This window comes from Acidisarcina polymorpha (assembly GCF_003330725.1).
Taxonomy (GTDB): Bacteria; Acidobacteriota; Terriglobia; order Terriglobales; family Acidobacteriaceae; genus Acidisarcina; species Acidisarcina polymorpha.
In genome coordinates this window covers 1,048,034-1,073,908 of the sequence record NZ_CP030840.1, presented here as the reverse complement: position 1 = coordinate 1,073,908, position 25,875 = coordinate 1,048,034, and the positions used below count along the sequence as shown (strand labels likewise).

Annotated in this window: 21 protein-coding genes and 1 riboswitch; of the genes, 10 read left to right on the top strand and 11 right to left on the bottom strand. The window is 57.1% G+C overall.

From position 1 onward, the window contains the following. Nucleotides 1-106 precede the first annotated feature (106 nt). Both ACPOL_RS04765 and ACPOL_RS04760 read right to left on the bottom strand, forming a co-directional pair. Nucleotides 107-1,816 (bottom strand): SulP family inorganic anion transporter, encoded by a 1,710-nt coding sequence (locus ACPOL_RS04765; RefSeq protein ID WP_114206042.1) that lies wholly within the window; start codon nt 1,814-1,816, stop codon nt 107-109. A gap of 22 nt (nt 1,817-1,838) precedes the next feature. After that, entirely contained in the window at nt 1,839-2,426 is a 588-nt protein-coding gene (locus ACPOL_RS04760; RefSeq protein WP_161557212.1) for a DUF1990 domain-containing protein, read from the bottom strand. A gap of 40 nt (nt 2,427-2,466) precedes the next feature. On the opposite strand from ACPOL_RS04760, the gene ACPOL_RS04755 reads away from it, so the two are divergent. From ACPOL_RS04755 to ACPOL_RS04730, 6 genes are all read left to right on the top strand, one after another. Continuing rightward, the gene (locus tag ACPOL_RS04755) at nt 2,467-3,000 is read left to right on the top strand and encodes an AI-2E family transporter (RefSeq protein ID WP_114206040.1); all 534 of its coding nucleotides are present in this window, start codon (nt 2,467-2,469) and stop codon (nt 2,998-3,000) included. 211 nt (nt 3,001-3,211) lie between these two features. Continuing rightward, a complete protein-coding gene (locus ACPOL_RS04750; protein WP_114206039.1) occupies nt 3,212-6,349 on the top strand; it encodes a DUF7948 domain-containing protein in 3,138 nt (1,045 codons plus the stop codon). Between the two features lie 287 nt (nt 6,350-6,636). Then, the gene (locus tag ACPOL_RS04745) at nt 6,637-7,383 is read left to right on the top strand and encodes a YebC/PmpR family DNA-binding transcriptional regulator (RefSeq protein WP_114206038.1); all 747 of its coding nucleotides are present in this window, start codon (nt 6,637-6,639) and stop codon (nt 7,381-7,383) included. Between the two features lie 406 nt (nt 7,384-7,789). Beyond that, nucleotides 7,790-8,512, top strand: coding sequence for an acyloxyacyl hydrolase (locus ACPOL_RS04740; protein WP_114206037.1), 723 nt, complete (start codon nt 7,790-7,792; stop codon nt 8,510-8,512). A 2-nt stretch (nt 8,513-8,514) separates the two neighbouring features. Further along, nucleotides 8,515-9,480, top strand: coding sequence for a glutamate formimidoyltransferase (gene ftcD / locus ACPOL_RS04735; RefSeq protein ID WP_114206036.1), 966 nt, complete (start codon nt 8,515-8,517; stop codon nt 9,478-9,480). A gap of 130 nt (nt 9,481-9,610) precedes the next feature. Further along, nucleotides 9,611-10,567, top strand: coding sequence for a hypothetical protein (locus ACPOL_RS04730; RefSeq protein ID WP_236657241.1), 957 nt, complete (start codon nt 9,611-9,613; stop codon nt 10,565-10,567). Nucleotides 10,568-10,624: 57 nt separating this feature from the next. On the opposite strand, the gene queF is transcribed toward ACPOL_RS04730, so the two are convergent. Beyond that, nucleotides 10,625-11,038, bottom strand: coding sequence for a preQ(1) synthase (gene queF, locus ACPOL_RS04725; protein WP_114206035.1), 414 nt, complete (start codon nt 11,036-11,038; stop codon nt 10,625-10,627). 57 nt (nt 11,039-11,095) lie between these two features. Then, nucleotides 11,096-13,540, bottom strand: coding sequence for an ABC transporter permease (locus ACPOL_RS04720; RefSeq protein ID WP_114210593.1), 2,445 nt, complete (start codon nt 13,538-13,540; stop codon nt 11,096-11,098). 297 nt (nt 13,541-13,837) lie between these two features. On the opposite strand from ACPOL_RS04720, the gene ACPOL_RS04715 reads away from it, so the two are divergent. Next, nucleotides 13,838-15,829, top strand: coding sequence for an ArnT family glycosyltransferase (locus tag ACPOL_RS04715; protein ID WP_114210592.1), 1,992 nt, complete (start codon nt 13,838-13,840; stop codon nt 15,827-15,829). A gap of 15 nt (nt 15,830-15,844) precedes the next feature. Here the strand turns inward: ACPOL_RS04715 and hpnI are convergent, their stop codons facing one another. The 7 genes from hpnI to ACPOL_RS04685 form a co-directional block, all read right to left on the bottom strand. Further along, the gene (hpnI, locus tag ACPOL_RS04710) at nt 15,845-17,101 is read right to left on the bottom strand and encodes a bacteriohopanetetrol glucosamine biosynthesis glycosyltransferase HpnI (protein WP_414633336.1); all 1,257 of its coding nucleotides are present in this window, start codon (nt 17,099-17,101) and stop codon (nt 15,845-15,847) included. Between the two features lie 123 nt (nt 17,102-17,224). Next, entirely contained in the window at nt 17,225-17,698 is a 474-nt protein-coding gene (locus ACPOL_RS04705; RefSeq protein ID WP_114206034.1) for a heat shock protein transcriptional repressor HspR, read from the bottom strand. Between the two features lie 86 nt (nt 17,699-17,784). After that, complete coding sequence (locus ACPOL_RS04700) at nt 17,785-19,008, bottom strand: DnaJ C-terminal domain-containing protein (RefSeq protein WP_114206033.1); 1,224 nt, start codon at nt 19,006-19,008, stop codon at nt 17,785-17,787. Nucleotides 19,009-19,155: 147 nt separating this feature from the next. Next, nucleotides 19,156-19,329 (bottom strand): hypothetical protein, encoded by a 174-nt coding sequence (locus tag ACPOL_RS33430; RefSeq protein ID WP_161557211.1) that lies wholly within the window; start codon nt 19,327-19,329, stop codon nt 19,156-19,158. A gap of 109 nt (nt 19,330-19,438) precedes the next feature. Next, nucleotides 19,439-21,364, bottom strand: a complete 1,926-nt coding sequence (gene dnaK, locus ACPOL_RS04695) for a molecular chaperone DnaK (RefSeq protein WP_114206032.1) — start codon at nt 21,362-21,364, stop codon at nt 19,439-19,441. A 433-nt stretch (nt 21,365-21,797) separates the two neighbouring features. Continuing rightward, nucleotides 21,798-22,127, bottom strand: a complete 330-nt coding sequence (locus ACPOL_RS04690; protein WP_114206031.1) for a hypothetical protein — start codon at nt 22,125-22,127, stop codon at nt 21,798-21,800. A gap of 236 nt (nt 22,128-22,363) precedes the next feature. Then, nucleotides 22,364-22,726: a DoxX family protein gene (locus ACPOL_RS04685; protein WP_150132911.1), complete on the bottom strand. Its 363-nt coding sequence runs from the start codon at nt 22,724-22,726 to the stop codon at nt 22,364-22,366. Between the two features lie 269 nt (nt 22,727-22,995). Here ACPOL_RS04685 and ACPOL_RS04680 point away from each other — a divergent pair, with 269 nt between their 5' ends. The 3 genes from ACPOL_RS04680 to ACPOL_RS04670 all read left to right on the top strand — a co-directional run bounded on the left by ACPOL_RS04680 (nt 22,996) and on the right by ACPOL_RS04670 (nt 25,839). Further along, nucleotides 22,996-23,733: a DUF4232 domain-containing protein gene (locus ACPOL_RS04680; RefSeq protein WP_150132910.1), complete on the top strand. Its 738-nt coding sequence runs from the start codon at nt 22,996-22,998 to the stop codon at nt 23,731-23,733. A 235-nt stretch (nt 23,734-23,968) separates the two neighbouring features. Continuing rightward, a riboswitch (SAM riboswitch) is annotated at nt 23,969-24,075 on the top strand. Nucleotides 24,076-24,194: 119 nt separating this feature from the next. Further along, nucleotides 24,195-25,490, top strand: a complete 1,296-nt coding sequence (gene thrC, locus ACPOL_RS04675; protein ID WP_114206028.1) for a threonine synthase — start codon at nt 24,195-24,197, stop codon at nt 25,488-25,490. Beyond that, nucleotides 25,480-25,839 (top strand): MoaD/ThiS family protein, encoded by a 360-nt coding sequence (locus ACPOL_RS04670; protein ID WP_114206027.1) that lies wholly within the window; start codon nt 25,480-25,482, stop codon nt 25,837-25,839. The genes thrC and ACPOL_RS04670 overlap by 11 nt, the downstream gene beginning before the upstream one ends. The last annotated feature ends 36 nt before the right edge of the window (nt 25,840-25,875 follow it).

Below are 25,875 nucleotides of genomic sequence, written 5' to 3'. Positions count from 1 at the left end.
TCTTCAGCAATGGCTGGGAAGGGAACTGGCCTTCTCTGCATGCCGATCGGTCGCTCCGGCGCAGGCGCGTCGAGCAGATTGGATGCTATATCACAGTGGTCCGGCATCACAGTGGGCCGGCCTCCAGCTCAACTGCCATCTCCCGGCCCACGCTCCCAAAGCCTTCATTGATCTCCCGGGCGCGCACCAGCGCGGCCTGCACATGCGGCAGGAAGTTCTCGGGCCCGATGCTCTTCAAGAACTCAGTGCGCAACAACAGTTTGCGCGGCTGATCGCGGGCGCCGCAGAAGACCAGGGTCTTGTCCGCCATCCGCAGCCGCTCCGCAAACTGCTCCAACGCATGAACCCCGGTGGCATCGATAGCTGTCATGTTGCGTAGACGAACGATCACCACCGGAGCAAAGATTGTCAGGTCCCGTGCAATATCGGCGAGCTTGTCGGTCGTGCCGAACAAAAATGGCCCGTGAATACGCAGAATCGTAACGTTGTCGGGAATTTCCTTGTCCTGCAGCACGTGCGGCATGCCATCGCGAACGTAGTCCGCTGTGACCGCCTCGACGGAAGTGGTTGCCGCGACCCTTTGAATATAGAGCAACGCCGCCAGCGCCATCCCAACGCCCACAGCGACCGTGAGATCGGTGAAGACGGTCAATGCGAAAGTGGAAAACCAGACCACGATATCGGTCTTGGAGAGACGCAGGATACCGCCGATCTCCCGCCATTCGCCCATACTGTACGCGACGACAAAGAGTACCGACGCCAGCGTTGCGAGCGGTACGAACTTCGCCAGCGGCGCAGCCACCAGCAACACCATGAGCAAGGTCAGAGCATGCACCATCCCCGCAACCGGAGTTCGCGCGCCGGAGCGTATGTTGGTTGCCGTCCTGGCAATCGCACCGGTTGCAGGAATGCCACCGAAGAGTGGCGAAACGATGTTGGCGATCCCTTGCGCGGTGAGTTCAACATTGCTGTTGTGCCGATCACCACTCATGCCATCGGCGACGACCGCGGAAAGCAAACTCTCGACCGCAGCCAGCAGCGCCACCGTGAACACCGACGGTAGCAGCGGCAGAACATGGGCCGCGTGGAACTGCGGCAATTCAAAATGCGGGAAACCTTGCGGAATACCACCAAATTTGCTGCCGATTGTTTCAACTTGAAGATGGAAGAGCGACGTTGCCAGGGTCGCAAGCAGCAGCGCCACGATCGTCCCCGGAAATCGTCTTGTGACCCGCGGCCAAAGCAGAATGATAGCCAGCGACAATGCGCCAAGCAGAAAGGTTTGCCACCGTATCGTCTGGATGTGCTTTGCCAGCATCGTCATGCGCTCCAGGAATTCGCTCGGCACCGGCGGCGTCTTCAACCCGAGAAAATCTTTGATCTGGGTCGAGGCAATCAGCAGCGCAATGCCATTGGTGAAGCCGATGATCACGGGTCGAGGGATGAACTTGACCGCTGTTCCCAGGCCGGTTAGTCCCATAATGACCAGCAGCACGCCCGCCATCATTCCGACCAGAGCGAGCCCCGAGGTGCCGAACTTCGCCACGATCCCGGCAACGATGACGACGAAGGCCCCAGTCGGGCCTCCAATCTGCGTTCGTGAACCGCCGAGGGCGGAAATCAGAAACCCGGCGACGACGGCGGTATAGATGCCTGCCTGCGGAGGCACCCCGGAAGCAATAGCGAATGCCATCGCGAGAGGCAAGGCAACGAGCCCAACCGTAATTCCCGCGATCAGGTCCTGTACTAATTTGTCCGGGGTATATTCCCGGAGAGACTGCACGGAGCGGGGCAGCCACTGCGCCTGCAGATTCATCGTTTCCCCCGAAGTGGCATCTTCATGGCAAGTTGTTCGTTCTGGACAATGCCATCTTCATGACTCGCATGGAATCAGTCGCAAACCGTTGCTGATAGAAGCGAGATGCCGGGTATCCAAGCCGGGCGAGCGGGTGCCTTGGCTGGGAGAAGGCAAAAAGGTCATACCAGACCGTATTGTCCGCCAGCCACTCGACCGAGAACCGCTCTTCGCCCCGCTCGACATGAGCGGTCAGCGTGCCATAGCCGAAACCCCATCGCCGGACCGGTTGCTGCTCATCCAGCAAATAAGCGACTCGGGAGGAACTTAGCGAGTACAACCCCATGGTACGCGCAAGGATGCCTACATTCATACCAACCTCGACCGGCCGGCCAGGATGGATCAATTCCACCCATCCGATCTGGAACATCTTCCACCCGCCTATCGCGACTTTGGTTTGCTCGAAAACCCCTTCACCGCGACCCAACATCACGCGGTTATGGTCGACGTTGTATCCCGCCGGAGCGCCGCTTCGAGAAGCGCCGACTTCGGAATACGAATAACGATCGTTGACTCGGCCGTCAAGGAAGTGCTGGATCGTATTCTGATCAGGGCGTCGAATTGAAAACATGAAAATCCATCCTCGGTCCTGCAGATAGACTCTAACTGTCATGCTGTCCGATTTAAAAACGCACAGCGCTACCGCCGGAACTGCGCTCGTGAACTGGTGGCGCGCGGTCTCGATCGAGGCCTTCTGCTGCGCGATCCTGTGGCTGATCGGATTAATGCTTATCCATGTGCCGCTTGCCCCCATGTGGGCGCTGATCGCCGGATTGATGACGTTTATTCCCAACTTTGGCGCAGTCATCGGGCTTCTCGGCCCGGTCTTCGCCATCCTGCTCAGCGGGCGCGACATGGAACGGCTGCTCTACCTTCTCGGACTTTACGCCGTGATCGTGGTCATCGATCAGCTTTTGCTGCAGCCGATGCTGATGAAGCGGGTGACGAGGGTGCCCATCTGGGCATCGCTATTAGTGCCGTTGGTCCTTGGGGTGGTGATTCCTTTCTGGGGCGTCTTGTTGGCTCCGCCGCTGTTGGCGATCGTGTATGCCTTTCGCAAACCCCACGAACAGCCGAAAGCCGGATCGATCATAACGACTGCCGCGACTGAGGATGCGCCCGTGAACAAAGTCCAGCAACCTTAAAGCGATTAATCTTTCCTTCAACCCCGGCAAAACCCCCGCCTCTTTAGATATTCCGTTGACTTTGCTGTGAAATTCGCCCAGGATTGTATCGCTTTTCCGAGGCAATGCGCCGCGCTCGCGAGCGACTCCTTGCCCAACCTCCCACGAAAGTAACCGTCAGCAGCAATCTCAAAGCACATTGCCCTGCAGCCTGATCCCCCGAGGAGCAACAATGAAGACATTTTTGCCCATCATGTTCTCTCTGCTGGCCGTAAGTCCAATCAGCATCTACGGTCAAGACGCCCACACCTCATCGGTAACCGAAAGCCAGAGCCACGCCACCTCCAACCTTGTCTCTCAGGTGAAAGCCGCATCGCCCGCAATCGAGGCCAGCTACGGCAAGTTGCCGCTTAGCTTTGAAGCCAACCAGGGTCAGAGCGATCCACAAGTAAAGTTCCTTTCCCGCGGTCAGGGCTATTCCCTCTTTCTCACCGGCGACGCCGCGGTACTGGCATTGACCAAGGGCCGTCCGTCGCAGCCGAAAGCCGCCGCGATGGGCGCCAAGCCTTCGATGAAGACGGATGCCAAAGTCAAAACTGATGTGGTGCGCATGGAACTTGCCGGCGCCGCACGGGACATCCAGGTGAGCGGGGCTGACCCGCTGCCCGGCAAGGCCAACTACTTTATTGGAAGCGATTCAGCGAAGTGGGATACGGATGTACCCACTTACGCGAAGGTAAAATACCGCAACGTCTATCCGGGCATCGACCTGGTCTACTACGGCAACCAGCGGCAGTTGGAGTATGACTTCGTCGTCTCACCGAATGCCGATCCAAAGCAGGCACGGCTGCACTTCGCCGGAGCCAGCAAGCTGAAGCTGAATGACGGCGGCGACCTGGAGATCATCGCCAAGGACGGCGAGATCGCCTTCCACAAACCGGTCGTTTATCAGGTGAAAGATGGACAGCGTCAGCCGGTTGAAGGCAGCTTCCAGTTGCTGGCGAACAATACTGTTGGCTTCCGGCTAGGCGGCTACGACCATAGCCGGGAGTTGGTGGTCGATCCGGTTTTGGCGTATTCGACTTACCTCGGCGGAAGCGGCGGCTCTGATGGATACCAAGTAGCTATCGGTTCGAACAATTCTGCTTATTTCGTAGGATTTGCATATTCGGCAGACTTCCCGCTCACCGGCGGAGCGTTTCAAACTGTTTACTCACACAGCATCGCATTTGTGAGCAAGCTGAATCCGGCTGGCACAGCGTTGCTATTTTCAACCTTTCTGGGGGGTGCGGATATTTTTTACGCGGTTGTCGATGGCGCGGACAATATCTACCTCTCAGGGATTGCCGATTCGGGAGGAATTCCTTTTCCAGTTACTCCTGGTGCTTTCCAGCCGACTTGTAAAACCGCCAGTACCCCCTGCCAAAGTGGGTTTGTCACCAAACTGAACGCAGCCGGCTCCGGGTTGATCTACTCGACCTATCTTGGGGGGAGCGGTCTTGGGGAAGTTGGGTACGCGACCCCGGATGACATTCTGGGTCTCGCGGTTGACCCCTTGGGCCACGCCTATGTGACTGGCGAGGCCTTTTCGAGCGACTTTCCGGTCACGCACAATGCATATCAGAAAACCCTGCAGTGCACTGCAGGGGACGACTTTTGCTCTGATGGGTTCGTCACCGAGCTGAATGCTGCTGGCACTGGCCTTGCTTTTTCGACCTACCTGGGCCCCGACCGGACCAACCCTCAAGAATTTGCCGTCGACAATGCGGGATCGGCTTACGTGGCCGGATTTGCCGGTCCAAACTATCCGGTGACTGCGAACGCTTTTCAGAAGTCGTTGCCAGATGGAGGCGTGTTCATAACCAAGTTGAATCCTGGCGGAGCAACTCTGGCCTATTCCACGTATCTAGGGGGCGACTCCGCTTTTGAATTACTTGGCGGTCTTGCGGTCGACGCCGAGGGAAACGCCTACGTCGCTGGTCTGACTAATAGCGCTAACTTCCCCGTTACGAGCAACGCCTATCAGAAAGTCAACAACGCGCTTGCAAATCTCGGGGGCAATGCGTTCATCACCAAGCTCAATCCTTCAGGCTCATCTTTGGTGTACTCAACATACTTGGGCGGTTCTGGACAACCCGACGCGGACAAGCGCTATTCTTGTCCGGGAGACGGAGTCCTGCAAATCGCCGTTGACACCGCAGGAAATGCCTACATTGTCGGTAACGCATGCTCGGCCAACTTCCCGGTGACGAGCGACGCATTCCAGAAAACAGAGGTGGGCGCCAACCCCGAGGGAGACGGATTCCCTTTTTTCACCAAGCTGAACAGCGATGGCTCTGCTCTCCTCTTTTCGACGTACTTTAACGGAGCAAATGGCATTCGACCAGGCTACTTTGGAAGCGTCGCTGCAGACACCCTCGGGAACGCCTATTTGGGGGGAAGTACCTGGGCGAGTGACTACCCCACGACGGGAGGAGCTTTCCAGCAGGCTGATCCCTCCCCCGGTCACGCAGTAGCCGTTGTTACGAAGTTGGCGTTCAATGGCCTGACCGAAACCAAGATAAGCTCGAGCGCGAACCAGGAAGCTTTAGGCAATGAGGTCACGTTCACTGCTCATGTGGTGCCTGTGAGCGGGAGTGGAATCCCGACCGGCGAAATCAGCTGGAAGATTGATGGAGCTGTCGTCGGACATTCCGACTTAGACGGCAATGGAGAGGCTGTTTTTTCAACCAGCGCTCTCTCATCGGGTGCCCACAATGTCGTCGCCGGCTATCTAGGAGACCCGGCCGCGTACTCTTCCAGTATCGGTACATTCACGGAGACGATTACCGGGGGCCGGGTAGCGACACCGATCTTTCCAAAATTAGGAGGGACATATCCAACCGGAGAGACGATCGAGATTGTGACGTTGACTCCAGGTGCGACAATTTATTACACGACCAACGGCATAACGCCGAGCATTGCTTCTACGAAGTACACCGAACCGATCCACATTTCCGCCACCACCACGGTCAAAGCCATCGCCGCTGCCAGTGGAGATACGAACAGCGCAGTAGCCACAGCCACCTATACGATCAAGCCTGGCGCGATCAAGACTAAAACTTCGCTCAAATCCTCGATAAACCCCTCGACGGCCGGAAACCCGGTGAAGTTCACCGCGACCGTCACTGCCGCTTCCGGGTCCGCTCCTACAGGAACGGTCACTTTTAAGAAAGGCAGCGTCGTTCTTGGTAGCGCACCGTTGGTCAATGGAGTGGCAGCCTTCTCCACCTCAGAGCTGATACCTGGCCGCAATGCCATTGCGGCAATCTACACCGGCAGCGCCACCGATGCAGCCAGCGCGGCGACGCTTACCCAAGAAGTGCAGTAGCCGCAAAATCCCATAGAGCCGGCAGCAATTTCCCTAACAAGTGCCGAACTCCAAACCAGACAAGCCAAGGCAATCCGCCTTGGCTTGTCGACCTTTAGCCTGCCCGCAATCAGAACTGCTTGGCTGCTCTTGTTAGTGCGGCAGGCGTGCTCCTCTTGCCGGGGTGGGCCCTTGCGTTCACCGTGTTACACTTAGAGGCTGCGGAGGGTGGTGGACTGCAATTCCCGCCCGCCAGAATCCCGCCTACATCGCTCCCGGCAGTTCCGGGAAAGGCTTCAGAGGTCTCCATGTCCGGCCATTCAAAATGGGCAACAATCAAGCATAAAAAGGGCGCGGCAGACGCCAAGCGCGGCAAGATATTCACCCAACTGATTAAAGAAATCACCATCGCCGCCAAGGCGGGAGGCGACCCTGACGGCAATCCTCGCCTGCGCACGGCGATCCTCGCCGCCAAGGCCGAGAATATGCCCGGCGACAATATCAAGCGTGCGATTCAGCGTGGCACCGGCGAGCTCCCTGGCCTCTCCTACGAGGAGATCACCTTTGAGGGCTATGGCCCCGGCGGCGTCGCGCTGATCGCCGAAGTCCTCACTGACAACCGCAATCGCGCGGTGAGCGAAATTCGCCATGCCTTCTCAAAGAATGGCGGCAACCTGGGCGAGTCGAATTCGGTGCGCTTCATGTTCTCGAAGAAGGGGCTGATCTCGGTTCCGAAGTCTGCTGCCGACGAAGACAAGCTGATGGGCATTGTGCTCGAAGCCGGAGGGGATGACCTAAGCGACGAAGGCGAAAGCTGGGAGATTATCACCGAACCGGGGGCGTTTGAGGCGGTCCGAGATGCGATCAAGAAGGCCGGCATCGAAACCGAGATCGCGGAGATAACCATGCTTGCTTCGACCTACACGAAGCTCGAAGGCTCCCAGGCGAACCAGATGATTCGCCTGCTGGAGACACTGGAAGACCTGGACGACGTCCAGCATGTTTATTCAAACTTCGACATGGACGCGAACGACATGGAAGCGGTCGCTCGTTAGGCTCGGTTCTGCTCTCAATCCGCGAAGGCCGCCCCAGTGGCGGCCTTCGCAATTCTGCTGCGAGTCCTACCCGAAGCGCATTCCTTCTACAAGCGAGAGTTGGAGCGTTGACGCCGATTCGGTGTCTGCGGTCGAGATCTGCAAGAGCCAGCAGACAGGAAGGCGGGGCGCGATTTAAGTAATATAGGAAAGGAAAGTACGAACCTGCCCCGCAGTGGCTCGAAGTCTTTCTTCGCAGATGGGCGACGCTTTGAAGAGTTTCAGACAGCAATGTTTCGATTCCGGCCTCTCTTTCGAATGCCTGCCTATAAGCCCAGCCGGTACACCGTTGTAAGCTCGCAAGAGCGAAGAACAACCCTGATTATCCGAATTCATAGCAGTTCTTTAAGAGGAAATAGACGACCCGATGACACGATTTCGAACCTTGGCGTGCGCGAGCGCGCTCCTATTGTTGTTCAGCAGCGTATACAAGTCGCGGGCTCAAAGCGGCCCTGCTGCGCCGGATCAAGCTCCGGAAGCGGTTCTATCCAGGCTTCCCTGGGAGGTTGGACCAGTCGTGCAAGGGGGATTTGGCACGGGTAACCGGGCGTCGTTCAAGTTCTTCAGCGCCGGGGTTCATCTCGGCAAGGTACTCACGAATCCAGCGCTTCCCGGCATTCTGCATGGGCAATTTGAACTTGCTGGAGAACTCTTTCCCCTCTGGCAGTCGTACACTCCGGCTCCGGCACTGGTGCCGGTGGGCTATGTCGTCGATGGGCAGAGTAATACTGCCGTGGTCCCCTTTGGTGGAGGCACCTTTACCGGGGTGAGCATTACGCCGATCATCCTCCGCTGGAACTTGATCAACCACAGACGGGTCACGCCTTGGGTGCAAGGCGCGGGTGGACTTATCTGGACCAATCACAAATATCCGCCCGACTACCTCGTTCCTCACGGGGAGTCGGGGGGGACCAGCGTGTTCAACTTCACACCCCAGTTCGGCGTAGGATTCAACTACTTCGTGAAGCCAAAGCGTTCAATCTCCTTCGCTGCGAATGCGGTGCATATTTCGAGCGCCAGCCTTGGAGACCGGAACCCAGGCGTGAATGCCAGCGTTCAGTTCGAGCTAGGCTACAACTGGTGGAAATAAGCATGGGGCAAACCGGGGTTGAATCGGCAGACACTCGCTCCATCACTTCACCCCAGGTGGTGATCGAGTGCGTTCCGAATTTCTCCGAAGGCTTGGACGAGCGTAAGGTTTGCGCCATCATCGCCGCAATGCGAACGGAAGGGGTCTCGCTGTTGGACTGGTCGCGGGACGCCGACCACAACCGCTCTGTCGTGACCATTGCCGGATCTCCCGCTGCCGTCGTCGAGGCCGCGCTGCGCGGTGTCGGCAAGGCAGCGGAATTGATCGATCTTTCTGCGCAGCAAGGGGTACATCCTCGCATCGGCGCCGCGGATGTTGTCCCCTTCGTGCCGATTTCCGGGATTTCCCTGGAGCAGTGTGCGCTTTTGGCAAGGCAGGCTGGGACTGAGATTTGGAGACGCTATGGTGTGCCGGTTTACTTCTATGAGGCTGCCGCGGCTCGTCCTGACCGTGCTCTTCTCGAAGAGGTTCGTCGCGGTCAATTCGAGGGGTTGCGCGACGCCGTCGAGCGCGACGCGGCGCGGCGACCGGATGTTGGTGGACCACAACTACACCCCACCGCAGGGGCCTCGGCAGTGGGGGCTCGCCGCTTTCTGATCGCCTATAACGTTTATCTCAATACCGGCGATGTGGCGACTGCCCGCGCCATCGCGCGCGAGATTCGTGCTTCCGGAGGCGGTCTCAGCGGCGTCAAAGCAATGGGAGTCGTCGCTCAAGGTCAGGCGCAGATCTCGATGAACGTTACCGACTTTCGCGCGACGCCGGTGGCCCAGGTCTACGCAGCAGTTAAACAGAAGGCCAGCCGGCACCGGGTCAAAGTCGTTCGCGGAGAACTTATCGGGCTTGTTCCAGAAGCGGCATATGAGCAGGACAGCGAGTGGGTGCGTCAGCTAGTTGAGTTCGACCCGGAAGAGAAGATCCTGGAGCGGAAGCTGCAGCATCCGCTGGAGTGGCCGAAAGCGCTCTAAGACTTTCTCCCTAATGCGGGTTGAATGTAGCAGGTTTACCATAGCTGTAGCCGTATCAGGAACGTGGCGCTGTCTGATCGTTCGTTCAAGCCCGGCAGCTCAGTGCCAGGTGTGCCATAGAGGAGAAATTTTGAAAAAGAATCGAACAATCTCGGCGTTGAGCGGTCTTGCGATGTCTTTCGCCCTGGCTATGCCGGCGGTGGCAGCACAGCTGAGCACCGACGCCCGCTCCGCTATACCGAAGGACATTCAGCAGTTGATTGCCGTAGATTATCGGGCAATGCAGAATTCCAGCGCAGCGATGGACCTAAAAAACAGGATCCTGCCGCCCGAACTCAAGCAGATGGAAGAAGCACTGAAGACCTCCGGCTTGAATGCCAATCATGACGTCGATGAACTCGCTTTCGCCTCCTTCCGGGTCAGCGGCGTGGATGGCACACGTATGGTCGGTATTGCACAAGGCGAGTTCGATGTGCCAACCATTAAGGCAAATTGGCTCAAGAAGAAGGTTAAGTACACCAAGGTGCGCACCAACCGTGTTTACCCGATGGGCACGAGCGGAATGTCGGTGACCTTCGTCAACCCGACAACCATGATTTTCGGCTCGGAAGAGGCCGTTAAATCGGCACTCGATGCCCGCGATGGCGTCACTTCAAGCCTGTTAAACAACAACTCCATGATGGAGTCGATGCAGGCGGTTGACACCGCGGCCGTATGGAGCGTGCTCGATCAGGAGGGCACTCAGTTCATGATGCACTCCGTCCTCGGGCAAGCGTCGCAGGTGACCGACTACGATACTGTCAAGAAGCGCTTTCTTGGGTCGCGGTACATGATGGATTTCAGCAATGGAGTGAAGTTCAACTTGAACGTGCAGACACCGGACGCTTTTACGGCTGGAACGATGGCGTCTTTGCTGAACGCAGCGGCGCTCTACAAAAAGATGAGCGGCACCGACGCCGAAAAGCAAGCCATCGGCAATACGACCGTGAAGTCCGATGCCGACAATCTGGAAGTGAATTTCTCCGCTTCGGATAGCCAGTTTGTCAGCCTGCTCCAGTCTCCGCTCTTCCAGGCAGTGGTGCACTAGTAAGCGAGTTCAGCACCAATCAGGGACGCAGTAAGTGCGTCCCTCCTGCAGAATCTGCTACTTGCTTGGCTCCGCTGCTTCGAGCTTCGGTCGAGGCCAACGCGCTTCGATTGTCGTAGAGATTCCGCCTCGCGGACGAAAATCGCCCTTGACCACCGCCCAGACCGGATCACAAGCCTTCACCACATCTTCAAGGACCTGGTTGACAACATTTTCCTGGAAGATACCAAGGTTGCGGTAGCAAAAGAGATATTCCTTATACGACTTGAGCTCGAGGCAGCGCTCCCGCGGCGTGTATCGCAGGGTGACAATGCCAAAATCGGGAAGTCCCGTCTTTGGACAAACCGACGTAAACTCCGGGTCGTCGACGAGGATTTCATAGCCGGGGAACTGATTGGGCCACGTTTCGATCTCAGGAAAAGTAAAGTCCAAGCCAGACTTGGCGTGGTCATCTGTGTAGCGCGTTGCCATAGCTCTATTGTAAGGGATGCCGACTCCGCTCCTATGGATGAAGGAGTAGGGGCCGTTTCATTCGTAGCGCAACGCAATCACAGGATCGACTGCCGAAGCCCGGCGCGCTGGAATGGCGCAGGCCAGGCTTGCAACGATTGTCAAAAGCGCAGTGACTCCGAGCAGGATGTGTGGATCTCGAGAGCTGCCCTCCGCCCACCGTCCGAGCACCTTGTTGAGGACAATTGACAGCAAGAGACCGGCGGCGATGCCGCTGGCGACGCTGGTTACGGTCGACGTGAAGACAATCAGCAACACGTGTCCGCGTTGTGCTCCGAGTGCCATGCGGATGCCGAATTCGCTGGTCCGCTGCGCGACGGAGTAGGCGACGACGCTATACAGCCCGACCGCGGCCAGCGCCAATGCCAGCACCGCGAAAGCTCCAAAGACCCAGGTGACCAGATGTTCCTGCTGATATTCCTGCTGGGTAGTGATCCAATGCTCCAGATCGCGCACCTGACCGCTTATCTGCTGGTCAGGATCAACTGAGTTTACCTGCGCTCCGACCGCGTGCAACAGCGAGAGAGGCGCGATCCCTGCCTTTGAGCGCACTAGAATCTGGGTCCACATCCGCATCGAGATTGTGAACGGCACAAAGACTTCCGGCAGGATCGGCTTTTCCAGCCCATCGTCTCGCTTGTCTGCGACCACGGCCGTGATCTGCAGCCAGCCTAGGGGGTCCGGCCCCGCGGGATTGTAGGGCGGCTCGTCCCGTATCTCCGGGACCTTGAGAGAGTGGCCGATAGCATCTCCATGAGTGAAATAAAGACGCGCAAAGGTTTCATTGACCGCTGCTACGTGGGCCGCGTTATGGTTTTGTGTCTCATCCCAGATCTGCCCCTGGACGACCGGAATGCGCAAGACGGGGAAGTAGCCGGGGCTGACGAAGTTGACCCTTACCTTCTGGTCGTCCCGCGGAGCCTGTCCGAGAATTTCTACGCTCGTCGCCCATCCATTCGAAGGTGGGGTGGCGTTGCTCGAAATCGCGGCCATCTCCACGCCATTGACCGAGGCGGCTTTACTTCGCAACAGCTCAAAATATGCGCCTCGCTGTGCCCAGGTCTTATAGGTGCCATCGTGAACCGGAATGCCGACCGACATGACATTGTGCGGATCGTAACCCAGGGGCGTGTGCAGCATCTTGAGAAAGCCCTCCATGGCTGCCCCGGCGCCGGCAAGCATCAGCAGGGTAAGCGCGATCTGGCCGGCGATCAACATGTTGTTGGTAGTTCTGCCGCGAACGCCGCCGGCGATCCTTCTGGTGCTGGACTGCATGACCTGGCTAACTTCCGGCTTCGAAAGTTGAAGAGCAGGCGAAAGGCCGAACAAGATTCCTGTCACTAACGCAATCCCAACGCTAAAGAGCAAAACCGGTAGATTGATCTCAATTGCCGCCTCATGCGGAAAAGAGTATTCCGGCAGCAACTTTACGATCATTGCCAGTCCGCGATAAGCCAGCAGAACACCCAAGCCGGCGCCGGTGAGGGAAAGCAGCAGCGATTCAGTCAGCAGTTGCCGGATGATCCTGCTGCGGCTGGCGCCGACCGCAGCCCGCAATGCGAATTCATGCTGCCGCGACGTGCCCCGCGCCAGCAACAGAATCGACACGTTGCCACAGCCGATCGCGAGCAGGAGCGCCACCGCGCAGAAGAGCAGATACAGGGTGCCGCCCAGTTGCTTGACGAAGTCATCATTCAATCCCACTAGATAAAAATCAAACTTGTCTCGGGGAAAATGCTTTGGCGACTCCTTCGCGAACTGATCGATCAGCGGGCGCAAAGCCGCGCCTGCCTGCTCACGGGAGACTCCCGGCTTGAGACGCAGACCAGTGTAATAAGAGACGGTCGGATCCTGGGTCACTTTGAGGGGCAGGTAGACATCGCCATCGTCCCAGGTGAAGCGCGGGCCCGCTACACCTACGATGGTGTAGTTCTTGCGGACCAACTGCAGCGTCTTTCCCAGCACCGCCGCGTCGCCATTGAAATGACGCTGCCAGAACTGATGGCTCAAGACCACAACCGGCTGCGGATCCTGTCCATCGATCGCGTCCGATGGTTGCAATCCCCGCCCCAATGCCGCCGGTACACCGAAGTAGTTAAATGCGTTCGAACTGAAATAAATGCCTTGAACGTCTTCCGGAAGATCATGTCCGGTGATGGTAAGACTCCAGTCATCGCTGATGAATGAATCTTCGACAACCGGGGATTTGCGAAACACCTGCCACTGCGCTCCGGTTAATCCGAAACCACGCTCCTGGCCGGCTTTGTCCTTAAGGCGCATGTGCGCCATGCGTTCCGGGGCCGCATACGGGTAAGGATCCACCAGCACCGCATACACAATCGAGAAGACGGCGGTAGTCGCGCCAATCCCCAGCATGAGTGAGAGGACGGAGGTCAGGGTGAATCCAGGGGACTTTATCAGCTGGCGAAGCGAATAGCGAAGATCCTGAAACAAGGTTTGCACCGTGCATACCCCCGAGATCCACCCCAACAAAGTGCATGTGAATCTCCAGCATGAAAGTACGGCGAGCCGTTGATTCTAAAGGTGAGTCACCCGGTGTTCGGAACCTGGGATGTCCAATTCCGCAGCCTGTTGTTCGCTAGCGGACAGGGACATGAGAAGGTGCGAAGGCGGTTCCGCCGATTCTAATAGGCTTTGGCAGTTTCGCGTCGCCGTAGGCCCTTGCCTTGTTTAGGTCAATCGCAATCCAAGAGAATCCATGATTCCCGGGCTGCTATTCTGCTCTTGACCCTATTCGCGATGAACATCCGGACTCCCAAGCACCTCACCAACGGACGGCTAGCTGTGTACCGCACGGCAACTGCCTCTCCTGCCGGCGAAAGAGAGCCCCAGCTATCGGCCCAGAAGGCTTGGATTCTGCTCGTGGCCGTCTTCCTGGCTGTCTATGTAGCCGCCCTATTTACTCCTCCGCTGCTTGACGATGCGGATGCCGCGCATGCCCAGGTTGCCCGGCACATCGCCCTGTCAGGCGATTGGGTAACCTTCCAGATCGATGGCATTCGCTACCTTGAAAAGGCGCCACTCCCCTACTGGACGGTCGCAATCTTCTACCATCTCTTCGGCTACAACGTCTTTGCCACTCACCTGCCGATGGCGTTGGGCATGCTTGGATGCGCGGTTCTTGCTTGGTTCTGGGCGCGGCGAGCCTTTGGCGATCGTGCTGCGTTCTACTCGGCCCTCGGCCTTCTCACTTGTATCGGAGCGTTCCTCTTCACCCGGGTGTATATTCCGGAAGCACTGCTCAGTTTTTTTACCGCGCTGGCACTTTACTGTCTGATCACTGGAACGGAAGATCGAAGTTCCATCCGAATTTATTGGATGTGGGCAGCGCTCGCGCTCGGAGTGCTAACCAAGGGGTTGGTCACCCCCGTTTTCTTTGCCGCAGCTGCCATCCCTTATTTGATTCTCACCGGTGCCTGGCGTCGCTGGCGGGAGCTGCGGCCGCTGACCGGTGTGCTGCTCTTCCTGTTGATCGCTGCACCTTGGCACATCCTTGCGGGGTTGCGCAATCCGGATCAGGGACATCCGATCGGCAACATTCCCACGCAAGGGAACGTGCATGGCTTTTTCTACTTCTACTTCATTAATGAACACTGGTTGCGGTTTCTTGGCTCCCGTTATCCGCATGACTATAACAAGCTGCCCGGCTATCTTTACTGGTCTTTGCATCTCGTATGGCTGGCTCCATGGAGCATTTTTCTTCCGGTCTTGCTGCGGCGCGCCTGGCAGACCCGCAGTCAGTGGCTGCATGATCTGAAGCCGAACACTGCTCAGACCGTTGATTTTTATATTGAGAAGGCCCACCTCGTCGACCCTGCTCAGCACGTTGCCCAGGTCAAGTTCCGGGCGCGGACCAACTGGCTGCTGGCATTTTATGCAGCCTTCATCCTGATTTTCTTTTCGCTATCGACTAACCAGGAGTACTACACCTTTCCGGCGTACTTTCCCCTGCTTGTGCTCTCGGGGAGCGCGTTGGCACGAGCCGAGGAGTACCCGGGCACTCCCCAGGCATGGCTCACCCGCTGCCATGCGATCTTCGCCTTGATCGGAACGATCGCGGCAGGGGCGTTGGCCTATGGCTTATGGCTCTCCAGGAGTGTTGCGAACGTCCCCGATATCGGCACATTGCTTGCCCGCCGGGATGTTGCTGGCTACTCCCTGTCGATGTCGCACTTCTTCGATCTGACCGGCGCATCCTTCGCCGCGCTGCGCGAGCCCGCGATCATCGCCATGCTTGCTTTCCTGGTAGGTCCGCTGATTGCCTGGCTGCTTCGCAAGCGAGGTCATCATCTGGAGGCGACGACCTCGGTCGCGTTCACGGCTGCCGTCTTTCTCGTCGCCGCCCACATCGCGCTGGTACGCTTTGAGCCGCTGCTTTCTTCGAAAGCCATTGCCGAAACCATCAATCATTTCTCGAAGCCCGAGGATCGGCTTCTACTTTATGGCGACCAATCGGATGGCTCCTCGGTGATCTTCTACACGAATCGTCCAGCTTTGCTGGTAAACGGACGCCGCAGCACTATGATTTGGGGCTCCTACTATCCCGACGCACCGCACATCTTCCTTACCGACGAGGATCTCATCGCAATGTGGGGGCGGGGTTCGCAAAACTTCCTCTTTGTGCCAGAAGAGTGGAACCTTCACGTGCAATCCCTACTAGGGAGCCGCGCCATTGAAGTACAGAGATTAGCAGGCAAGACACTCTACACTGACCGCCCTTTGGTGCAATAGGGCCGGGCCGCAGAGCTAGGCGCGCGGCGGAAGCAGCGTCTCTTCCCCGATCCGTGCGGCACTCGCCTCGGGAAGATACCGGCGCATGACGCCGTCTCGAAGCAATTCGAAGATTTCCCCCCTCCAGAGAATCCGATTGCTCGCATAGCTGACAGCCCAGAAGCCAAAGCCCATCAAATCGCGGATCGGATAGAGCAGCATGGTTCGCAGAAGGCTCCGCTCTTTGACTACGGTTTTGCCGACAACAGCAGCAAGCAACATACGAGTAGAGATACTCCAGATCAAGGCGCTGAGGCCAAGGACCGGCGAGCCCAAGGCAGTACAAGCGACGCACATCAAGAAACCGAAGGGAACACTGAAAGTCAAGGCGGTGCCAAAGTGTCCTTTTGGACGCGAAAAGCGGGTGCTCTTCATCCAGCGCACCTGGTGCTTCATCGATTGCCAAAAACCCTCGTTCAGCACAATGTGGTCGATCACGTGGTCGGAGAGCACAACTGAGTGACCGCGAGCGGCGATCCGATTTCCAAGTACGAAATCGTCGGCACAGTAGCGACCCAGGGTGCCAAATCCGCCAATTTCCTGGACACATTCGCGGCGAACGGCCATCGTGGGCCCGAGTGCGAACTGCATACCTTCGATCCGATCCGCCACCAGAACGCCAGCCGCCATTTCAATACTCATGGCTGTCGCTTCCAGGCGTGACCAGAAGCTCTTACCGTCGGCGATACCTCGATAGAGGCATGTAGCTAATCCGATTCTGTTGTCCGCAAACGGCGCAGCCACTTCGCGCAGGTACTCCGGCGTCACCCGCACATCGCTATCGCTGATCACCAAGATGTCGGCGTGAGCGGCGTCGGCCATCAACTCCAGAGAAGAGACCTTGGCGTTGGTGTAAGCGGGCTCTCCAGTAGTAAGAAACTGAACGGGAATGTGCGGATATTTCTGCGCTACTCGACGCGCGACCTGCAGGCCCAAATCGTCGCCCTCTCGCGCACAGAACAAGATCTCGTAGCTGGGATAATCTTGCCGGAAAAAGCCCTCTAATCGCTGCTCGAGGTCGGGCTCTCGCCCGTGGAGCGGCTTGAGCAGGCTAAGCGCGGGAGAGAACGATATATTTTGGCGCAGCCGCCTTTGCCGCCGATGCGCGAAGCCGAAAGCCGCTAACGTCACCAATGCGGCATAGACACTGGAACTCACCAGCCCAATCAGAGCGATGATGAAGAGCCCCTTCGAGATGGCGGTGAGGATTAGCAAAGGATGCAAAGAAAGCACGGCAGCATGGAAACGGAGTCGGCTTTTAGCCTAAATCTAGAGAGCCCTCGAAATCAAAAGATCTTCTGGATTGCTGCGACAAGTCACATCGACATTGCGCAGGCGCAGCTACGACGCGATAAGCTAACGTTTGCGTTCACCTGGTACCACGGGAATGCCAAGCGTCCTCGGATTGCGGGCGTGAGCCGGATTGCGGGGACTGTCTCTTGGCACAATCTCCTTCGCTACGACGACCGTTCGCCGCAGCGGCACTATTGCCGATTCCTGAGCGAAACCTTGCTGCATGCGTTCGAGCATCTCGGTTCGCACATAATCGACGAAACTCTGCATCTGCCAGTTCATCTCTTCCATCCGCTCACGCATCTGCAGGATGATCGCGATGCCGGCGATGTTCACTCCCAGATCGCGCGACAGGTTCAGGATGAACTCCAGCCGCTCCAAGTCTTCCTCGGTGTAGAGCCGCGTATTACCTTCCGTGCGAGAGGGCTTCAGCAACCCTTCGCGCTCGTACAGGCGTAGCGTCTGCGGATGGATATCGTACATCTCGGCCACGACCGAGATCATGTACGCGCTCTTTGATTTGCGTTTCGTTGCCATGATTTCGCCTGACCACTACCTGGTCCGCTCAGTTCCTTTCGGAAGCCGTCCCTTGGAAACCATAAACCATCTCCGTGCCAGGACATCTAGACTTTTTCCCATATCGACGCCCGGGGATCCTCCGGATTCAGCTTTGCTAATTCGCGCAGGATCTCTTTTGATCGCTCATCCTTCAATTGCGGGACCACGATCTCGACGGTGACAATCTGGTCGCCGCGGACACCTTCATTCGCAGCCGACGGAACTCCGCGTTCGCGCATGCGCAACTTCTGTCCGCTCTGCGTTCCCGGTGGTATTTTCAATTGCGCCCGGCCATCAATGGTCGGCACCTCGATCTTGGCCCCCAGCGCCGCTTCATTGATGGCAACTGGAATGGAGACAAGAATGTTGTCTCCGGAACGTTCGAAGACGGGATGGCTTCCCGCCTCAATGATCAGGTAGAGGTCGCCCGGAGCGCCGCCATTCGTACCTGCGTTCCCTTTACCAGCCAGACGAATACGTTGGCCGTCCCTAGTCCCTGGCTTAATACGAAAGTCGATTGTCTCGGAGCGAGCCACCGTTCCTTGTCCCTGACACGTGGAACAGGTCGACTGCAATTTTCCGGTCCCCCCGCAACGAGGGCATTGAATATTGAACTTCATCTGGCCGCCCATCTGCGTGACCTGACCACTCCCTCCGCATTCCGGGCAAACTTGCGCTGAACCCATGGAGGCCTTGCCTTTGCAGGTTGGACAGACCTCCTGGCGCTGAATCTGCAAACGGGTCGTGCCGCCGCGGACGGCCGTCCAGAAATCCACCGTCACCTTGTATTCCAGGTCCGTTCCCGCCTGAGGGCCACGCTGCTTCTGTCCTTGGGAGAAAATCCCGGAGAAGATGTCGCGGAAGCCTCCCCAGGACGAACTCTCCTCGGTCGCGGCTCCGCTACTGCCTCGGCCGGCGGCCTGAGTCTGGAAATCGGAGAAATCAAACCCTCCGAAGTCAAAGGGGACTTCTTGTGTGCCGGCCCGTGGTCGAGGAGTCCCGCCAGAGGTATAGCCACCCCGCGCGGCCGCCTCAGCCGCTGCAGGGTCGATGTTATCCGAGTAGAAGCCGAACTGGTCGAAGATCTTCCGCTTCTTCTCATCGCTCAAAACATCGTTCGCCTCGGAGATCTCCTTGAACTTCTCTTCAGCCTTTTTATTGTTCGGATTGACATCGGGATGATACTTTCGGGCCAACTTGCGAAACGCCTTGCGAATCTCGTCAGAAGTCGCAGTTCGCTTTACTCCAAGGGTCGCGTAGTAGTCCTTCTGTTGTGGTGTTGTGGGCATCGTGTCTTCAGTATCTATGAATGATTGGTGTTACTTATGCGCGGGATAACAGTATTTCTTTTCCGCGCCGCTCTATGATCGTTCATCCCGCACTGCGTTCGCGCTGGCAGAGAACGTCAATCAGGCCAATATTTTCGATCAGAGAAGTCAGTTCCAGACTGCTTTGGCAGGAACCGCCTCAATATTCCAAAATAGGTCAGGCTCGACTTTGCCCATCTGCTGAGCAAACTGCTCCGCCTCTTGCCGTGTGTTGAAGAGGATCCGGTTGTAAACCGTACCCGCCCTCAACTGCTCGCACTTCCACATGGTGTCGGTCATCATAAATCTCCTTTGTCATAGAAACGGCGCGGGGCGCACAGAAGTTGTTTATCGCGCGCCCCGCAGACTTACAGCTAGTCCCGTTTTGACGTAACCAGAAACTATTGGTTAGTTACTTCTTGTCCTCAACGTCCACGTATTCAGCGTCGATGACTCCTTCATCTTTCTTCTCCGCTGTCTCCGTGGTTCCGGCACTGCTCGAAGCTCCATCGGTCGGAGCAGATCCACCCGATGCATTCGCCTTGTACATGGCCTCTGCCAGTTTGTGCGAGGTCTCGGTCAGCTTTTCTCTGGCGGCATTCAACTCCGCCGAAGTCGGGGTGCCTTCGAGCGTCTTCTTGGCTGCGGCTAGCGCCGTCTCCACATCGCTCTTATCGCTTCCAGATACCTTATCGCCGCTCTCCTTCAACATCTTCTCAATGTTGTAGACCATATTATCGAGGCCGTTCCGCGCTTCAATTTCCTCGCGCTTCTCCTTGTCCTCGCTTGCGTGGGCATCTGCTTCCTTGGCCATCCGGTCGATCTCATCCTTGCTTAAACCTGAAGAGGAAGTAATCGTGATCTTCTGATCTTTACCGGTCGCATTGTCTTTGGCCGTCACATTAAGGATGCCGTTGGCATCGATGTCAAACGTGACCTCAATCTGAGGTACCCCGCGCTGTGCTGGCGGGATGCCCCCCAGCTTGAACTTGCCTAGCGTGCGGTTCTGGCTTGCCATCGGGCGTTCGCCCTGCAGGACGTGGACTTCTACCTCGGTCTGACTATCGGCCGCGGTCGAGAACGTCTCCGTCTTTTTGGTCGGAATCGTGGTGTTCCGCGGGATCATCGGGGTCGCCACTCCGCCCAGCGTTTCGATCGATAGCGTCAGTGGGGTCACGTCGAGCAACAGCAGGTCCTTCACTTCGCCGGCCAAAACGCCAGCCTGGATCGCCGCCCCGATTGCCACAACTTCATCCGGGTTCACGCCCTTGTGCGGCTCTTTGCCGAACAAGTCTTGAACAAGCTTCTGGATTCGCGGCATTCTGGTTTGGCCGCCAACCAGCACGACTTCGTCGATCTTGCTCGCGTCCACCCCAGCATCGGCCATGGCCTTCTTGCAAGGCTCGATCGAACGCTGAATGATGTCCTCCACCAACTGCTCTAGCTTGGCGCGGGTGAGCTTCTTCACCAGGTGCTTCGGGCCGGTCGCATCGGCAGTGATGAACGGCAGGTTAATCTCCGTCTCTTGCGCCGTCGACAACTCGATCTTCGCGCGCTCCGCAGCATCGCGCAGCCTCTGCAGGGCCATCTCATTACCCTTGGCGCGCAGGTCGAGAGCTTCGTCCTTCTTGAACTCATCGATCAGCCAATCGACAATCCTCTGGTCAAGGTTGTCGCCGCCGAGGTGGGTATCGCCGTTGGTCGATTTCACTTCAATGACGCCATCGCCGACTTCCAAGATCGATACGTCGAACGTACCGCCGCCGAAGTCGTAAACAGCGATCGTTTCGTCCTTCTTTTTGTCCAGGCCATAGGCAAGCGCGGCCGCGGTCGGCTCGTTCACAATGCGCTTGACGTCCAAGCCAGCGATCTTACCCGCATCTTTCGTCGCCTGGCGCTGTGCGTCGTTGAAGTAGGCAGGGACCGTGATCACGGCTTCAGTGACCCCGGTACCGAGATAGTCCTCCGCAGCCTTTTTCAGCTTCTGCAGGATCATCGCTGAAATCTCGGGCGGGGTGTACTCCTTGCCCTGGGCAACGATCACGACGTTGTCACCAGACGCTTTGACCTTATACGGGACCATCTTCAATTCATCGGAAACCTCGTTGAACCGGCGTCCCATGAACCGCTTCACCGAATAAATTGTATTCTCCGGATTGGTGATCGCCTGACGCTTGGCAACCTGGCCAACCAGCCGTTCGCCGCTCTTCGTAAACCCGACAACCGACGGCGTAGTCCGGCCACCTTCTTCATTCGGAATTACTTTCGGCTCTCCGCCTTCCATTACTGCCACGACTGAGTTGGTCGTTCCCAAATCAATTCCTATTACCTTTGCCATGTCTGATCCGCTCCTCAAAATCACTAAGTGCCCGGCGCTGCTTCGTTCTTTGCTAGCTTCGCACTTGAGTCACTTGCTGTCAACTTATCTGATGCAATAGATGTCGACAGGATTCAGTAATGGTTCAATAGCGCCCGATTTCTGAAGTGGATAGACATTCTTTACGCCTGGCAAATAGAAGGCCTTTCAGGCAAGCCGCTCTGGATCAATGGGTTACAGCAAGGGACGCATGCTCTCCCCTCAAGGTGTGCAAGGAACGCAACATCACAAGCCACGCCAACTGAACGGGTAATGAATGGGAAAGAGGAGAAGGGATATCTATGAGCGAGTCTAGGGAGGGGCGAAGGATGGAGGGGCTATGGATGCCATGCGGGCGTGACCATTCGGTAAACCTAATGAATTCAGCAATCGCAGCATTGGTAGATGCAAATTGTCAGGCGGATTCGGTTGCTAGGAATCGCTCCACGGCCTTGGCGGTTAGGGGCAGATGCTGCATTCTCTCGCCCCCTGCCAGAGCGAACCTCGTTTCACGCTGACAATTCCGAGCGAGACGCGCGGAAGCCCGAATAGTCACTTGCCGGAAAAACTTCCCCAGGCTCTCCTGCGAACAATCGAGTTCCTGCATTGTCTGAATCCAGACGTTGCTCGCAGCACCGAGACCAGTTGGGCCGACAACTTCCGTCACCGCCGCTAGGAATGCCGCTAATTCGCGCTCGGCATGACTGACAACGTTGCCTGAAATCGAGACCTTTGTTGTCGACATAAGATTTTTCCCCCTGCACTGAGTTCTGGAAGTGGGTTGCACACGCATTTGCAGTGAAGAAACTATGAAGGAATCGGACGACTTTCGCCTCCCCGAAAGTGAGGTAATTCAGTTCATACGGAAGGAGGTCTATGGCATACCACTATTGAGGGGAGCACAGGCCGAGGGGAGCACAGGCCGAGGGGAGCACAGGCCAAATCCGCGCGGTGGCGGAGAAAATGGGCAGACGCCAGCCGTCATCTTGTCCGCCGTGGAGAGATGCCCGGGATTATGATTTCGCGACGCCCGAAGAGACGAGCGTCAAGCGAGAAAGATCCTGGTCCAAGCAAGATCAGGGCAACGGACATCGCCACGAGATCGATGGCATGGATCGCCTTGTCACGGCCGTAGGGGTTGGAGGCGAAGATCCATGAGACGCCCAGTACAAGGTTGCCAATGGCTGCCGAGGCGCTTGCAAGCGGAGTCAAGAAGCCGACTAGGAGGCCCATACCGGTGATGATCTCCGTTATTCCAATCGCCCAACCCACCATTTGGGAGCGGGGATCGGTAAGCGAGCCAAAACCCTGAATCATTGCGCCGAATGCGACTGCTAAGCGCATAAGGATCAAGCCTACAGCAGGCCAACCTTCAAGGAAGCTGGAGAAGAGCCCTTGCACTCTATGCCTCCCTGCGGACAGATCACGCAATCTAGTTCAGGTTAGCTTTTCGAGTAGAGGATGGAACCCCTAGATAGAGGGTTTCTTCGGTTCCGGCAGTCGCCTTGGACGCTTTCAGACCAGTAGGCGGATTTCTCCTGCGAATGGCCCTCCTGCGCGCAACCTCAAACCGCTCATAGGAATCCAAGTCAATGTGCCTTTAGGTGGATTTCTTGGCCGGTATCAGGATTCGCCGCCATTATCGCTGTACCTTGACGGTCGCGATAGCATCGCTGCTGGTGGGTGGCTGCGCACAGAATGCCGTACGAGGACGATCCGCCGCTAACGCCCCCGCCCTGGGTGGTGAGGGGCAGGCCCATATTCGTGGCGTGTCCGACCCAAACGCGCCATTTACGCTCATCGACCGGACCAAGTCTCAAGCCAGAGGAATCCCGTCCGAGATCGAGGCTGCTGCTTCGCCATGTCGGCCTTCGATTCTGCAAGTGTACGAGTCCGCAGCCCGGATGAACGACGACCAACGCATCGTCATCCTGGCCGTGAAGAATACCGGGACAACTGCCTGTCGGATAGAGGGTTATCCGACGATTGGGCTGGTCGACGAGAGTGGAGCTTCAATCGCTCAAATTGTCGTCCGGCAAACCGGTGAATCCAGCCTCAGCGCGACGATATCTGCGCCTACTCAAGACGCTGCTGCGAAAAAGGTTCCAGTAGATGTTGTCCTCCCTCCCGCGGCCCAAGGAACATTCGAAATTGGGTGGTCGAGCGGGGAGCAGTGTCCGCTGGCCTCAAGAATCGTCATCTCTATGCCCCAGATTCCTACACCAGGTGATGGAACGGCTTCCGCGGATCTTCCTCCCAATGTCTCTGGGGTTTTCACCATCAACCACCCCATCAACGTCTGTCATGGCGAGATCCAGGTGAGCGCGCTGACAGCAAGCGCCGCAGTTTAGAGCAGCAGCGCAGATCAGGCATGTCTCGGAAATGCAGGTACTGCGAGTTTTCTCTGGGAAGACGTGCGGACTCGGTCTTCGGAGCCCGGTGACTCTACTTCTGTTCTCCTCGAATCAACTCAGCGTTGTCTTCGGCTCTGCCGGGGCAGTTGGCTGTTGCGGCAGCACTTGAGTTTTAGAGTGGGATTGTGCTAAACCTTAATCATTCAAGTTTGCTCCTTGTGAGCGGGCCTGAATTTCATGAAGAGTGGCTGAGGGACGGGCCCTGTGACGCCACGACAACCGGTCTGAGCAATTCAGGAAGCGGTGTCAACTCTCTCCCAATTGTGGGGAACATGAGATTCGGGGTGCCTAACTGTAGTGCTAGGTTAGATCGCATCTCGCTATTTCCAGTTTGTGTTTGACGTGTTGAGTTCGTCACGAATGCCCGTCTATTGGCGCTCTCGGATATCGAGGGTGACATGGCTGTTGCTTACGAGTTGCGTTGTCGAGACTGCGGCAAACGGTTCAAGAACGACCCGCTGTCGAGCTGCGACGAATGTTTTTCGCCGCTGGAAGTCGTATATGACATGGACGCTGCCAAGCGGACGTTTACGCGGGAGTCGATCGCAGGAGGTCCTGCGAGCATGTGGCGCTATCAATCGCTGCTCCCCGTACCTGAAGACTACGCTGCTCCCACTCCCGCAGGTTGGACTCCGCTCCTCGAAGCGCCGCGGTTGGCAAAGCGAATCGGCGCCAAGAACCTGTTCATCAAGAACGACGCGGTGTGCCTGCCGACGCTGAGCTTCAAAGACCGGGTAGTGTCGGTGGCGTTAGCGAACGCGAAGATCTTTGGCTTCGACACGGTAGGCTGCTCCTCGACCGGCAACCTGGCAAATGCCGTCGCCGCTCAAGCCGTGCGAATGGGATTCAAGACCTACATCCTCGTCCCAGCCGACCTCGAGCCGGCAAAGATCCTCAACACCCAGGTCTACGGCGCAACCCTGGTAAGAGTTGAAGGAAATTATGACCATGTGAACCGTCTTAGTTCGCAAATTGCTGAGCGTTTCCATTGGGGATTCGTGAATGTCAATCTCCGGCCCTACTACGCCGAAGGATCAAAGACCGTCGGTTACGAGATCGCCGAACAGCTTGGCTGGAGACTACCGGACAATGTCGTCGTGCCGATGGCGGGAGGCTCGCTGATCACCAAGATTCGCAAGGCATTTAAGGAATTGGTCGAACTCGGGTTAGTTGCGGAGAAGCAGGTGCGCTTCTTTGGCGCGCAGGCCACCGGATGTTCGCCTATCTCGACCGCCGTCAAGGCTGGCAGTGACATCATCGAGCCCCAGCGCCCCAATACCATTGCGCGGTCGCTCGCCATCGGCAATCCGGCTGACGGGCCCTACGCGGCGCGCGCGATCAGGGACAGCGGCGGATGGGCGGAAGATGTCTCCGATGTCGAGATCGTCTCCGCCATTCAAGAATTGGCGGAAACCGAGGGCGTCTTTACCGAGACGGCTGGCGGAGTCACCACCGCAGTAACTGCCCGGCTCTATGCTCATGGCCGAATTTCGCCCGACGATGTAACGGTTTCCTGCATTACCGGGAACGGCTTGAAGACCACCGACGCACTAGCCGGCAAATATGAAGCAGAGCGCACAATTCGTCCGCGAATGGCTGACTTTGAGGAGTTTGTCGCTCAGCATGAGGTGCGCGGGATTGTCGTTGACGATATGGTGTCGGGCGAATTAGTTGGAGGAGAGTATGTCCGTTAGAGTTTTACTGCCAAATGCATTTCAGAAGCACACGAATGGCGCCAAGGAAATCGAGTCGAAGGCGGCTAATCTCCCCCAACTGATCGAAGAGATTGAAGTCAGTTTCCCAGCGCTCAAACAGCATCTTCGCGATAGCGACGGTCAATTAAGACGGTTTATCAACTTTTATGTGAACGACGAAGACATCCGGTTTCTAGGGAACGAGAAGTATTCGTTTCAGGATGGCGATGAGGTACTGGTGATCCCTTCCATCGCCGGAGGATCCTCCTCTTGCCTTAACGCCTTGGGTGCATCACTCTGCAGTTGCTGTTCTTACTGTGGACGCGAGAATTGTCTCTGCGACATCTGAAATGTTGGACCTTTTACAAGACAGGCCAGTGCTCAT